This is a genomic window from Arthrobacter sp. YD2 (assembly GCF_030410475.1).
Classification (GTDB): Bacteria; Actinomycetota; Actinomycetes; order Actinomycetales; family Micrococcaceae; genus Arthrobacter_B; species Arthrobacter_B zhangbolii.
Map to the genome: position 1 here is coordinate 378,702 of NZ_JAUHHB010000001.1, position 13,210 is coordinate 391,911.

General features: G+C 66.3%; 11 protein-coding genes. 5 read left to right on the forward strand and 6 right to left on the reverse strand.

All coding sequences use genetic code 11. From position 1 onward, the window contains the following. Nucleotides 1-7: 7 nt before the first annotated feature. Both QWJ37_RS01895 and QWJ37_RS01900 read left to right on the forward strand, forming a co-directional pair. The gene (locus QWJ37_RS01895; protein WP_290243664.1) at nucleotides 8-2,533 is read left to right on the forward strand and encodes an MMPL family transporter; all 2,526 of its coding nucleotides are present in this window, start codon (nucleotides 8-10) and stop codon (nucleotides 2,531-2,533) included. A 147-nt stretch (nucleotides 2,534-2,680) separates the two neighbouring features. Further along, a complete protein-coding gene (locus QWJ37_RS01900; RefSeq protein WP_290243666.1) occupies nucleotides 2,681-3,055 on the forward strand; it encodes a VOC family protein in 375 nt (124 codons plus the stop codon). 181 nt (nucleotides 3,056-3,236) lie between these two features. On the opposite strand, the gene QWJ37_RS01905 is transcribed toward QWJ37_RS01900, so the two are convergent. Then, nucleotides 3,237-5,153 (reverse strand): ABC transporter ATP-binding protein, encoded by a 1,917-nt coding sequence (locus QWJ37_RS01905; protein ID WP_227928290.1) that lies wholly within the window; start codon nucleotides 5,151-5,153, stop codon nucleotides 3,237-3,239. 91 nt (nucleotides 5,154-5,244) lie between these two features. Here QWJ37_RS01905 and QWJ37_RS01910 point away from each other — a divergent pair, with 91 nt between their 5' ends. Beyond that, nucleotides 5,245-5,709, forward strand: coding sequence for a MarR family transcriptional regulator (locus tag QWJ37_RS01910; RefSeq protein WP_290243669.1), 465 nt, complete (start codon nucleotides 5,245-5,247; stop codon nucleotides 5,707-5,709). Nucleotides 5,710-5,751: 42 nt separating this feature from the next. Here QWJ37_RS01910 and QWJ37_RS01915 read toward each other — a convergent pair whose 3' ends face one another. Both QWJ37_RS01915 and QWJ37_RS01920 read right to left on the reverse strand, forming a co-directional pair. After that, nucleotides 5,752-6,207, reverse strand: a complete 456-nt coding sequence (locus QWJ37_RS01915) for a MarR family winged helix-turn-helix transcriptional regulator (protein ID WP_290243671.1) — start codon at nucleotides 6,205-6,207, stop codon at nucleotides 5,752-5,754. A 1-nt stretch (nucleotide 6,208) separates the two neighbouring features. Then, entirely contained in the window at nucleotides 6,209-7,960 is a 1,752-nt protein-coding gene (locus QWJ37_RS01920; protein ID WP_290243673.1) for an MDR family MFS transporter, read from the reverse strand. A gap of 236 nt (nucleotides 7,961-8,196) precedes the next feature. Between QWJ37_RS01920 and QWJ37_RS01925 the strand changes: the two genes are divergently transcribed. Beyond that, complete coding sequence (locus QWJ37_RS01925) at nucleotides 8,197-9,579, forward strand: DUF2254 domain-containing protein (RefSeq protein WP_290243675.1); 1,383 nt, start codon at nucleotides 8,197-8,199, stop codon at nucleotides 9,577-9,579. A gap of 319 nt (nucleotides 9,580-9,898) precedes the next feature. Here the strand turns inward: QWJ37_RS01925 and QWJ37_RS01930 are convergent, their stop codons facing one another. Then, nucleotides 9,899-10,660 carry a sulfite exporter TauE/SafE family protein gene (locus QWJ37_RS01930; RefSeq protein WP_227928299.1) on the reverse strand — a complete coding sequence of 254 codons (762 nt, stop codon included), beginning with the start codon at nucleotides 10,658-10,660 and terminating at the stop codon, nucleotides 9,899-9,901. 70 nt (nucleotides 10,661-10,730) lie between these two features. Continuing rightward, the gene (locus tag QWJ37_RS01935; RefSeq protein ID WP_290243678.1) at nucleotides 10,731-11,321 is read right to left on the reverse strand and encodes a rhodanese-like domain-containing protein; all 591 of its coding nucleotides are present in this window, start codon (nucleotides 11,319-11,321) and stop codon (nucleotides 10,731-10,733) included. A gap of 129 nt (nucleotides 11,322-11,450) precedes the next feature. Here QWJ37_RS01935 and QWJ37_RS01940 point away from each other — a divergent pair, with 129 nt between their 5' ends. After that, nucleotides 11,451-11,708, forward strand: a complete 258-nt coding sequence (locus QWJ37_RS01940; protein WP_227902944.1) for a metal-sensitive transcriptional regulator — start codon at nucleotides 11,451-11,453, stop codon at nucleotides 11,706-11,708. A gap of 59 nt (nucleotides 11,709-11,767) precedes the next feature. Here the strand turns inward: QWJ37_RS01940 and QWJ37_RS01945 are convergent, their stop codons facing one another. Next, nucleotides 11,768-13,165 (reverse strand): MBL fold metallo-hydrolase, encoded by a 1,398-nt coding sequence (locus QWJ37_RS01945; protein ID WP_290243683.1) that lies wholly within the window; start codon nucleotides 13,163-13,165, stop codon nucleotides 11,768-11,770. Between the last annotated feature and the right edge of the window lie 45 nt (nucleotides 13,166-13,210).

Sequence of the window (13,210 nt, forward strand, 5' to 3'; positions counted from 1 at the left end):
CCTCAAAATGGCTGAATTCCTCTACCGCCTCGGTGCCGCGGCTGCCCGCCGCGCGAAAACCGTGCTGGCGGCATGGATCGGAGTGCTTGTGGCTGCCGGAGCGGCGTTTTTGCTCTTCGGCGGCACGCTTGCCACCGGCTTCTCCATCCCTGACACCCCCACCACACAGGTCACCAACCACCTGCAGGAGAAACTCCCCGAGGCTTCCGGCGGCTCCGGCTCCGTGGTGGTCCAGACCGAGGACGGCTCCGCCTTCACCGAGGAGCAGAAGCAGGACATCTCCTCGCTGATCGCTGATGCCTCGGAGATCGACGGCGTGGAAACCGTGGTTGACCCGTTCGCCACCGAGGCGGACCGCGCCGCGCAGGCGCAGCAGCTTCAGGACGGCCAGGCCCAGGTTGATGCCGGCCGCCTCCAGATCGAGCAGGGACGCGCCCAGCTCGAGGACGGCCAGGCCCAGCTTGACGCCGCCCGGCAGCAGGCTGAAGCAGCCGGCGCCCCGGCCGAAATGATGGCACAGCTGGACGCCCAGCAGGCCACCCTGGATGCCAGCCGTGCCGAGCTGGACGCCAAGAGCGCCGAGCTTGAAGCCGGCGCCGTCCAGGCTGAACAGGGTGCTGAACTGCTGGAGATGGCCGCCGACATCCGCACCGTGTCCGAGGACGGCAGTGCGGCAGTGGTCAACGTTGTCTTCAGCGAGACCCAGATGGAGGTGGAACAGGAAACCAAGGACGCGCTGGTCGCAGCCTTTGAGGATGAGCCTATCGACGGGGTCAAGGTGGACTTCTCCGCTGAAGTTTCCGCCGGGGTCCCCAGCATCCTGGGAGTCGGCGAGGTAGTCGGCCTGGCGGTCGCCGCCGTCGTGCTGGTGGTTATGCTGGGAACCTTCATCGGCGCCGGCCTGCCGCTGGTCACCGCGATCATCGGTGTGGGCATTGGTGCCGCCGGTGCGCTGGCCTTCTCCGGCGTCGTCGAAATGGCCTCCGTTACCCCCATCCTCGGCGTGATGCTCGGCCTGGCCGTGGGCATTGACTATGCCCTGTTCATCGTCAACCGGCACCGCCGCCAGCTCAAGGCCGGCTACAGCCTGTCCGAATCCATTGCCCTGGCCAACGGAACCTCCGGCAACGCCGTGGTGTTCGCCGGCACCACAGTGTTCATTGCCCTGTTGGCGCTGAACATTACCGGCATTCCCTTCCTGGGCCTGATGGGCACCGTGGGTGCGGCCTGCGTCGCCATTGCGGTCCTGGTGGCCACCACCCTGACACCGGCACTGCTCAAGCTGGCCGGCATGAAGATCCTCAGCCGCAAGGAGCGCGCGGCACGGGAAAAGGACCACGGTGCCTCGGCCTCGGCCGGCAAGCCGGAAACCATTCCGGTAAAGCAGATGTCCACGGTGCGCGCTGCGCTCACCGTAGTGCTCTCGATCGCTGGCCTGCTGGTCATCGCCATCCCGGCCCTGGACCTGCGCACCAACCTTCCCGACGGTTCCTCCGAAGCCCACGACACCACCCAGTACCGGGCCTACGAAGCCGTTTCGCAGAAGTTCGGCGAAGGCCAGAACGGTTCGCTGCTGGTGGTCGCGGACCTGCCCGGCAACCCGGACGAGGAAGAAATGCTGGTGGCGCAGGGCGAGGTTGCCCGTAGCCTCTTCGACCAGGACAACGTGGCGGCCGTGGCTCCCATCGGCTCCTCCGAGGACCGCACCGTTACTGCCTTCCAGGTGATCCCGGAGGAGGGTCCCACCAGCGAATCCACCCAGGAACTGGTGCACACCCTGCGGGACCTGTCTCCGATCGAGACCGAAAACGGTGACGTGAAGCTGGGCGTAGCCGGAACCGCCAGTGGCAACATCGACATCTCCGAGAAGCTCTCCGAAGCGCTGCCGATCTACCTGGGCGTAGTGGTGGGCCTGTCCCTGCTGATCCTGATCCTGGTCTTCCGGTCCATCTTTGTTCCGGTGATCGCGACGCTGGGCTTCATCCTGTCCTACTTCGCGGCCATCGGCGGCGTGGTGGCCATCTACCAGTGGGGCTGGCTGGCCGGCGTGTTCGGCGTGGAGACGCCGGGCCCGGTACTGAACTTCCTGCCGACGATCCTGGTGGGCATCCTGTTCGGCCTGGCCATGGACTACATGCTCTTCCTGGGCTCGGGCATGCGCGAAGCCTTCGTTCACGGTTCCCCGGCCCGGGTGGCCGTGATGCAGGGCTTCCGCGCCGGCCGTTCAGTGGTCACGGCGGCCGCGATCATCATGGTCTCCGTGTTCGGCGGCTTCATCTTCTCGCACAGCACCATGATCCGGCCCATTGGCTTCGCCCTGGCCTTCGGTGTGCTGGTGGACGCGTTTGTGGTGCGGATGCTGCTGATCCCGGCGCTGATGCACCTGGCCGGCGACAAGGCCTGGTGGCTGCCGAAGTGGCTGGATAAGATCCTGCCGGACGTCGACGTTGAGGGGGCTTCCCTGGAACGTGCCCACCCGCACGCCGAGGAGCAGCCGGCGTCGGACGGCGTCGAAACCCCCGTGCGCAGCTAGTCTGACCGGATAGCCACAACGGCAGGTGCCGCTTCCCGAACGGGGAGGGGCACCTGCCGTGTCCGTTTGGATGGAGCGGAAGCATGGCGGGGCAGCTCCGGGCATTGGGTCTAGCCGAACGCAGCAAAGGGCCCTAGGCTTCCGCCCATGGCTATTGCACGCAACCCCACCACTGTCCTTGACTGCCCCGACGCGGTTGCCCTCGCCACCTTCTACGGTGCCCTGCTCGACTGGAAGGTGAACCTGCACGAGGATGACCCGGACGGCGACTGGACGGACATCGCCGACGACGCCACCGGCCAGCGCTACTGCTTCCAGCAGGTGGAGAACTACACCCCGCCGGTTTGGCCCGAACAGGATATTCCGCAGCAGATGCACATTGACGTGGACGTTGATGACCTGGATGAGGGAGAAGCCGCCGTGCTGCTGCTGGGTGCCACCAAGCACGCGTATCAGCCGGGGGAAAGCTTCCGGGTCTTCCTGGATCCGGCCGGGCACCCGTTCTGCCTCTGCCAGGGCTAACCGGCGATTCTTGGCCCACTTCGAACTTCTACGTCCGTTTTAAGCTTTTTCGCCCGGTTTAAACCGGACGAAAACGTGCAAACCGGCCGTAGATTCTTGAGGGGCGTTCAGCGTGTCCGAACCGGTGACTGGCCGGAGTCCGGCAGGGTCCAGTGTACGGGTCACCTGGAACGGGGGCTGGCTAATGCCCGGGCTGCAGTGCCCCGCCTGCCGGTGCGGCATCCTCCAGTCCGGCACTGTGCGCGGCCAGGCGGGCATACGGGCCGTCCCCGGCCCGCAGCTCGGCCGGGGCGCCGCGCTCCACGATCCGGCCGGCGTCGAGCACCACCACCTGGTCCGCGTTCTCCACGGTGGAGAGCCGGTGCGCAATGGTCAGTGTGGTGCGCCCGGCAGCGAGCCGCTCCAGCGCGGCCTGCACCTGCGCTTCGGTGGTGTTGTCCAGCGCCGAGGTGGCCTCGTCCAGCACCAGCACCGGAGGATTGCGCAGGATGGTGCGGGCAATCGCCAGGCGCTGCTGCTCGCCGCCGGAGAAGCGGTGGCCGCGTGCACCCACCAGGGTGTCCAGGCCCTCGGGCAGGGCACCCACGGTATCGGCCATCCGGGCGGCGGCCAGGGCGGACCACAGCTGCTCATCGGTGGCGTCGGGATCGGCCAGGAGCAGGTTCTCCCGCACCGAGGCGTGGATCAGATAGGTCTCCTGGGAAACGACGCCGACAATCCGGGCCAGGTCCCCGGGCGCTATCTCACGTACGTCCACACCGTCAATGAGCACCGTGCCGGCGGTAGCGTCGTTGAGCCGCGGCAGCAGCGAGGCGAGGGTGCTCTTGCCGGAGCCGGTGGATCCGACGACGGCGGTGGATGTCCCGGCCGGAAGCGTCAGGTCGATGCCGTGCAGGACCTCCGCGCCGTCGTCGTACGCGAAGCGCACCCCCTCGAACCGGACCTCACCGCGCACCGTGGCGGGATCCAGCCGGACAGGCTTCGCGGCAGGCCGGATCCCCGGGACCAGGTCCAGATATTCAAAGATCCGGCTGAAGAACGCCAGGGCCGTCACCCACTGGACACCGATGTTCAGCAGGCCCATCACCGGACGGAAGATGGCTCCCTGCAGGCCGGTGAAGGCGACCAGGGTGCCGATGGTCATGCCGCCGCTGGTGGCCGGGAAGCCTGCGGCCAGGTAAATGACTGCGGGAATCGCGGCGAAGACCATCTGCATGGTGGCCATCCGCCAGCGCCCGGCCAGCTGGCTGCGCAGTTCCAGTCCCACCAGTTTTTCGGAACGGTTGCGGAACCGCTCCGCATCCCGCGGACCAGTGCCCAGGGTTTTGGCCAGTCGCACGCCGGAAACGGAGAGGCCTTCCTCCACCTGCGTGTGCAGGGCGGCCAGTTCGCGCTGGCGTTCGTCGGTGACCTCGCGGCGGATCTTCGCGACCCGGCGGGAGAGCCAGATGGCCGGCGGCAGCACCACCAGCGAGATCAGGCTCAGCCCGGGGGAGAGGGCGACCATTGCGACGGCGGTGGCCACCGCCGTCGTGAGGTTGGAGGCGACTCCGGTGGCGGTGGTGGTGACCACTGACTGCATGCCGGAAATGTCGTGCGTGAGCCGGGACTGCACCTCCCCGCCGCGGGTCCGGGTGAAAAAGCCCAGCGACTGCGCCTGCAGATGGGTAAAGAGGTTCACGCGCAGGGTGTGCATTACGCGCTGGCCCATTTTGGTGGCCAGCCAGGTCTGCACGACGCCGATCACGGCGGTCACGGCGGCAACCGCCACCATGGAGGCGGTCAGGACGGCCAGCAGCCGGATGTCCTGCTGCGGCAGCGCGTTGTCGATCACCCCTCGGACCAGGAACGGCTGGGCCAGGTTGACCACGGAGGAAGCACTGATGAGCAGCACAACGACGGCGATGGTTCCCTTGTGCGGGGCGAAAAGCGCCGCGATACGGCGCAGGGAGACGGGGTGCTGTTTCAGCTGTTTTTTATCCGCCGGGTTGAGCTTTGCGGGACCGCGGCCACCGCCTGGTGTGCCTGCTGCGCGCTCGCCGCGGGGTGCACCTGATCCGCCGCCGGGACGGCCCGTGTCGATGCCGGGTATAACCATGGATCCTCCTGACGCTGCCGGGAACGTACACGGCAGCTATTGCAGAGGTTACCTCACTATGTGGTTACAGCGAAATGGGTACACTGAAACCATGACTGATGTCCCTGCCGATCCGGCCGCCTTGGGTGAACTGATGCACTCCGCGTTCCGGGGCCTGCGGAAGCGATGGATGTTCCAGCTGGCACCGTTCGAGCTGACTCCGCACCAGTTCCGGGCGCTAAACGCTGTCGGCCGGGCGGCGGATCAGGCTGGAAGCCCCGAAGGTGCCGCACCCGGTCTGCGCCTGAAGGAGCTGGCCGAGCGGCTGCACATCGCGCCGCGCTCGGCTACAGAGGTGGTGGATCAGCTCACCGCCAAAGGGCTGGTGGACCGCAGTGCCCATCCCGCGGACCGGCGGGCCACCCTGCTGACGCTGACCGGTGCAGGGGAGGAGCTGCGCGAAAAGGTGCTGGCGGATCGCAAGCGCGAGGCGGACGAGTTCTTCTCGGTACTGGAGCCGGGGGACCGGGCCGAGCTCGCCCGGATCCTGGGGGAGCTGGTGCCCGGGCGGCCTTAACGACACATGTGCCCAGTCAGGATTTCGAAACTGATGCTGGACCTAGTCCCGCTCGTTGAGCTTGTTCAGCAGCTCTGCCAGCCGGTCCACCTCATCCGGGTGCCAGGTTTCCAGCCGGTCCCGCAGCCGGGAGCGCTTAGCGGAGTGGGCGGACTCGAACCGGGCCCGCCCCTCGGCCGTCAGGGTCAGCAGCTGCGCCCTCCCGTCAGCGGGGTCGGAGCGCCGGCATACCAGTCCCAGTGATTCGAGCTGCGAGACTGTCCGGCTCAGCAGTGCCTTATCCACCTGCAGTGTTTCCGCCACGGCACCCTGCTGGCATTCCGCACCCTGATAAAGGGTCATCAGGACAGTGAAGCCCAGCGGCTGCAGCGAAGGGTGCACGGCCAGGGCGGATTCCTTGAAGGTGCGCCGCGCAGCCGCCAGCATGTGCGCGAACTGACGCTCCACCTCATCGATCGAGGACTTCGCAACGGCCTCCCCGGGGGCCGGCGCCGTCATGCTAGTTCCCCCGCTTTCCGGCCGGAAGGTCCGGATTCTGTCCGGCGGCTGCCTCGGCGTCGGAAGCTATGCGGGCGGCGGTGTCGCCCGGAGTTTCCTCCGGTGTTTCAAGGGCGGGCGCACCGTTGACTGCAGTGGCGGCGGCTTTGGCGGATTCTTCAGCCTGCATTTTTTCGTGGCGCGTCATGCTGCCCAGTTCCAGGTTCGGCAGGAGCAGCACGGCGAGCAGGGTCAGCACGCCCAGCGGGGCGGCGATCATAAAGATGTGCGCCACCGACGAGCCGTAAACCGATTCCACAATCACGCGCACCGATTCAGGCAGGGCGCTGACCGCAGGAATGCTGCCGGAGGCCAGGGAGGCAGCAATATCCTTGCCCTGGTCGCCGAGGGCGGCGATGGCACCCATCAGCTCGCCCTGCTTTTGTGCCATCCGATCGGTGACCTGGGTGGCCAGCACGGCGCCGAGTGCGGAGACGCCGATGGTGCCGCCGATGGTGCGGAAGAAGTTGATGCCGGAGCTGGCCACGCCGAGGTCGCGGGTGGGGACGTCGTTCTGCACCACCAGGACCAGGTTCTGCATGACCATGCCAACGCCGGCGCCGAGCAGGAACATGTAGAGCGAAACCAGCCAGAAGTTGGTGTCGTATTCAATGGTGCCCATCAGCACCAGGGCCACGGTGAGGATGATCGACCCGGAAACCACGTAGGCCTTCCACTTGCCGGTCTTGGTGATCATCTTGCCCACAATGGTGGAGACGACCAGCAGTCCGCCCATCATCGGAATGGTCATGATGCCGGACATTGTTGCCGAAGCGCCGCGGGCCAGCTGCATGTACTGGGACAGGAACACAGAGGTGCCGAACATGGCCACGCCGACGGCGAGGGAACCGATCACCGAGAAGGTGAAGGTGCGGTTGCGGAACAGTGTGAGCGGAATCAGCGGCTCGGAGGACTTCAGCTCCACGGCCACGAAGGCCGCCAGGCCCACGAGGGAGCCGCCGACCATCCAAGCGGTGGCGGCACTTGCCCAACCGAAGTCGGTGCCGACCAGGGAGACCCAGATGAGCAGGACCGAGACGGAGGCGGCCAGCAGCACAATGCCGGCGTAGTCGATGGTGACCTTGCGCTTCTTCAATGCAGGCAGGTGCAGGGTCTTCTGGATCATGAACAGTGCGACGGCGGCCAGCGGCACCGCGATGTAGAAGTTCCAGCGCCAGTTGGCGAAGTCAGTGATGACGCCGCCGATCAGCGGCCCGCCCACGGTGGAGAGGGCCATCACCGCGCCGAACAGGCCCATGTAGCGGCCGCGTTCACGCGGGGAGATGATGTCCGCCATGATGATCTGCGTCAGTGCGCCGAGTCCGCCGGCACCGATGCCCTGGATCACGCGCATGGCAATCAGCCAGTCGGTGTTCTGCGCGAAACCGGCTGCTGCACTGGCCACGATGAAGATGATCAGTGCCAGCTGCACCAGGACCTTGCGGTTGAGCAGATCCGCGAGCTTGCCCCAGACCGGGGTGGAAACCGCAGTGGCCAGCAGGGTGGCGGTGACCACCCAGGTGAAGGCCGCCTGGTCGCCGTCGAGGTCGGAAATGATCACCGGCAGTGAGGTGCTCACCACGGTGCTGGCCAGCATCGAGACGAACATGCCCAACAGCAGGCCGGTCAGGGCCTGGAGGACTTCGCGGTGTTTGCGTTTGGCCGCGGCTTCGGCCTCGGCGCGGGCATCCTGCAGGGCAGGGGAGACGGACATGCATACTCCAAAGTGGTTGACTCAGGTCAAAGGTTGATTTAAGTCAACTATAGTGCCCGGCAATGCTGCAGGGTGCTCGCTTAGCGGTGGTTGTGAGGGATCTAACTGGCGGTTGTTGGCGACGTCGTCGGCTGCCGGCTCGTTTAGGCGCATCGGGTGGCGGCCGGGAAGTGGAGCCCCGCCACGAAGCCGGGCAGACTGGGATCCAGAGTAGTCCTGCGTTCAGAGGGGTCCCCATGGCTAAGCCCGTCCACGGTGCAACCACCGTTCCGCCCGATCCCCGTGGCCCGGAGTCGCGGGTTCGATTCTCGCGGGAGGGGCTGCGTGCGTCCTTATGGTTCTGGCCCAGCTGTGCCTCGCTTGCAGCGCTCGTGGTGTCCCTGCTGCTAATGCAGGTCCGCCCTGGGGATGACGCTGCCTGGGCGCAGTGGATCTGGCCCGCCGGCGTCGAGGCCGCGTCCAGTCTGCTGCAGACTGTGGCCACCAGTGTGATGACCGCGGCCACTGTGACGTTCTCGCTCACTGTGGTGGCCCTGCAGTTGGCCTCACAACAGTTCTCTCCGCGGTTGCTGCGTGAGTTTGCCCGGGATGTGCGCACCCAGGCGGTCCTGGGTGTACTGCTCGGCACATTCCTGGTCAGCATCACCGGGCTGCACGGGATGGATCCGGGCCGGCCGGTGCCGGTGCTGGTGGTCGGTCTGGTCTACGTGCTGGGCATAGCCTCCGGGATTGTGCTGCTGCTGTTCATTGGGCATATTGCCCGCTCGCTGCGCGTGGACACCATGATGCGCAACGCGCACCAGGGTTGCCTGACGGTCCTGCGGGAAACCTATCCGCTGTCCGAAACGGGTGAGGTGCAGGAATTTGAGCAGCCCGAGGGCGGAACGCTGGTGTCCGTGGGGCGCAGCGGCATTGTGCAGGCCGTGGAGTGGAAACCGCTGATGACGGTATTGCAGCAGCACCGGTTGAGCATGGGGGTGATGGTTCAGCCGGGTGACCACGTCACGTTCGGGTCACCGGTGGCGCGGGTGTGGGCCGACGACGGCCGGGAGGTGCCGCTGCCGGCCGTGCGCAAGGCGCTGGCGGAGGCCTTGGAAATTGGTTATGAGCGGACGCCGGAGCAGGATGCGGCACTCGGACTGCGGCAGCTGACCGATATTGCGGTGAAAGCCATTTCCCCCAGCATCAACGATCCCATTACTGCAGCCCATGCCGCCGGTTATTGCGCGGATCTGCTGGTGGATCTGCAGCGCCGCAGGCTGGGCGCTGAAGCGCACCGTGATGCCGAAGGGGTGCAGCGGCTGGTCACGGAGGGCCGGGACTACCGGTACTTCCTGGACCTGGTCTGCGGTCCGGTGCGCCGCTATGCCCAGTCGGAGCCGATTGTGCTGACGGCGGTGCTGCGCCTGCTGCGGGACTGCGCCGCCACGGCCGTCAACGACGGGCAGCGGGAGGAAATCCGCCGGCAGAATTCGCTGGTGCTGGAGACTGTCCGCGGCGAAATGGTGGTGGCTGATGAGGAGGAGATCCGCGATATGGGCCGTCGGGTCGAGGAGGCCCTAGCCGGAGACCTTGACGCTGCCTTCTCGGACCGGGCCGGAGAAACCCGGTCGGTGTGAAGCGCAGGCAAACTGTGCCGCAGGATGTTCCCAAAATGGCGGGAGCATCCCGAACCGATCCATTTCCGGGGCTGAAGATCGTTCGACGCGCCCAAGATCCCACGGAGTGTGGCTGGAGTTTCGGATGGGGAAACATCTGCACCACCTGCACCAGAGCGTGGGAAAATCTGTTCCACGGAAGGCAACAGCGCATCCAATCTGCAAAATTTTCAGACTAGCTGCCGAAACCAGTAAATCTTGCGGACTCGATCCAACCGCTGAGCACAAAAGGACCGGCCGTGGCAAGCGCCCCGGCCGGTCCTTTTGCTGCTGCTCCGGCTCAGCGGAGGCCCAGCAGCTCCTGGGCCAGGACGAAGATGCCCATGACCAGGACAAAGATGCCGAACCCGCGCCGCAGTGCAGCTTCCGGGATGCGTCCGGCCAGCCGGGCGCCGATGAGCGAACCCAGGATGGCGGCGACGGTGACAGCTGCGATCAGGGGCCAATTTAGGGACACCGTGGTCAGGTATCCGCCAAGGCCTGCGAAGGACTTCATGGCAATGACCACCAGCGAGGTGCCCACGGCCACCGGCATGGACAGTCCGCCCAGCAGTGCGAGGGCGGGCACCACCAGGAAGCCGCCGCCGGCACCCACGAGGCCGGTGACCAGGCCGACGACCAGGCCCTCGAAGATCACCTTGCCGACGCGGAGTTCACCGTCACCTGCCGCCTTCACGGTTTTGCGTCCGCGGATCATGGCTGCAGAGGTGGCCACCATCATCAGGGCAAAGGCGATCATCAGGATGGTGCCGGGGATCCGGCCACCCAGCAGTCCGCCGCCAAAGGCGCCCACCATGCCGGCCGCGCCGAAGATCAGACCGGTACGCCATTTCACCCGGCCCTTGCGGGCGTGCCCGATGGCACTGACTGCCGAGGTTACGCCTACTACGAACAGGGAGGAGGCGATCGCTTCACGCGGGCTGAGGCCGGCAACGTAGGTCAGGATGGGGACGGTCAGGATGGAACCGCCGCCGCCGAGCAGGCCGAGCGAAAGGCCGATCAATACGGATAGCAACAGGGTTGCCGCGAGGGCGAGGGTCATGGTGGGTCCTAGGGTTGAAGCGGCGGCGGGCAGCGGCCGTCCGCACAAAGCGGTGTCCGCTGCGGCGGGGCTAGCGGGAAGCGGGCAGCTGCCCGATGGCGGACTGTGCGGTGGGCTCGGCGGCAGTCTTGTTCCAAGGCATCTTGGCCAGGACCTGGCCCATGGCACAGGTATTGGTTGCGGCCGAGAAGGCCAGCCCGGCACCGATCCCTCCGGCAAGGAAGCGGACCTTGGGGGAAACGAACCGGCCCCCGGCAAGCCCGGCAACAACGAGCGTGCCTGCCGCCATGCGGACCTGGCGTTCCAGCGACCAGCGCCGGGCGCCGCGGACAACCTCGCCGCCGGCGGCGGCAAAGGCGGGTACACCGCCATTGAGGACCATTGCGCGCTCGACGCCGGCGCCTGCCAGGTGCCCGCGTGCCTGTTCGGCACGGACTCCGGATTGGCAGACGAGCACTACGCTGCCCCCGAGGCGCTCGGCCAGTTTGCCGGTGTGCTCGGAGAGCAGGGGAAGGGGCACGTTGTAGGAACCGCGGATGTGCAGGGACTCAAATTCGGCAGCGGAGCGGACATCGATGATGACAAGATCCTTGGTCTCACCGGATAGCTCCAGAAGTGCTGCGGCGTCGAGTTCGGATACGGCGGGAAGTGCGGAGGCCATGTGGTCTCATTTCTTATGGTTGTGGTGCTGTTGTGGTGCTTTGGATTGATGCGGTTTGGGGTGCCCGCCACTGCTGTCCGGTAAACCCCCGGGGGTATACTGGAGCAAGAAATCTACCGAGGAGTGTCCATGCAGCTCGATAACACTGAACTTGCCCCCGTCGTCAACCGGCTCAAGCGCGCGCAGGGCCAGCTGGCCGCCGTCACCCGGATGCTCGAGGAAGGCCGGGACTGCAAGGACATCGTCACGCAGCTCGCCGCCGTCTCGAAGGCCCTGGATAAGGCCGGATTCGCGATTATTGCTGCCGGGCTGGAACAGTGCCTGACCAGTGAGGACGGTTCCATGGACAAGAAGGACCTGGAGAAACTTTTCCTCTCCCTGGCCTGACGGGCGCGGGGAAGGGGGTGCTTCGCGATGCGGAGCACCCCCTTCTTTATGTGCCGGGACTAGGCCGGCTGTCCGGCTTTCCACTGGGACCAGCCGGCGTAGCTGCCGTCAAGCTCGACGACGTCGAAACCCGCGCGGCGCAGGGCGCTTGCGGCAACGGAGTTGCGCACCCCGCTCTGGCAGTAGGTCACGATGGTGCCCTCGGCGGGCAGCTGGTCCCGGTTCCACAGCACCCGGCCGGCGCTGAGCTGGTCCGATCCGGGGATGTGTCCGTCCGCGTGCTCGGTCTTGTTGCGGACATCGAGCACCAGCGCTGCGTCAAAGCCGTCCAGATCTTCAGGCTGGATGACCTTCGGCGTGCTCGTCGGCAGTCCATCGAGGCTGGTGGTGTAACCGGCTACTTTGTCGATGCCCACGCGGACCAGGTGGTCCCACATCTCGCGGGCGGCAGCGGCGTCGTCCGCGAGCAGCACCAGCGGACGGTCGTCCGTTTCCGGATCCACTGCCCAGGCGCCGAAGCTGGCGGTCTTCTTCCCTGCCGGGATGTTCACGGACCCGGTAACGGTTCCTTCGTGTACGGCCGTATGCGGGCGGGTGTCTACGAAGGTGATGCTGTCCTGCGCGAGCCGGCTGGCGACGTCGTCGGACGCGAGCTCTTCGAGTTCAGGGCGCTCGCCCATAACGTCCGGACCCTGGCGGTTTTCACGCTTCATCCGGCCAAAGTAGGCGTGGGCGTCCGGCTGGCCGTTGAGCAGCTCATCCACAAAACCCTGCTCATCGCCGGCTGCAACATACGGTCCCCACCAGGCATACAGCCGTTCGTAGCCCACTGTGGTGGACGGGAGCGCGCCCAGGGCCTTGCCGCAGGCGCTGCCGGAGCCGTGGCCGGGGTAGACCTGGACATGGTCCGGCAGGGTCACGAACTTCTCCTGCAGGCTGCGGAAAATCTGCCGAGCACCCTCGAAGCGGGTGTCGACGCCGCCGGCGGCCTCATCCAGCAGGTCCGGACGGCCCAGGTCGCCGGAGAACACGAAGTCGCCGGAGAGCAGGTAGCCGGGGTCCTTGCTGAAGGCGCCGTCGGTGACCAGGAAGGACAGGTGTTCCGGGGTGTGGCCGGGGGTGTGCACTGCCTTCAGCGTGATGTTGCCAATGCTGATGGCATCGCCGTCATGGAGGCGCTCCGCCGCGAAGCGGTACTGCCAGTCCTCTCCGCCTTCGCCGGAAACGTACATTTCGGCGCCGGTGGCGGCAGCCAGTTCCCGCGTGCCGGAGAGGTAATCGGCGTGGATATGGGTTTCCGTCACTGCCACGATGCGCATGCCGTTGGCGGCAGCAAGTTCCAAATAGGTGTCGATGTCCCGGCGGGCGTCAACGACGACAGCTTCGCCCTTGCGCTGGCAGCCGATGAAATAGCTCGCCTGGGCCAGGTCCTCGTCATAGATGCGTTCGAGCAGCATATTGTCTCCTTTGGTTGCCGTTGGACACCCCCGGGGGTATCCGAT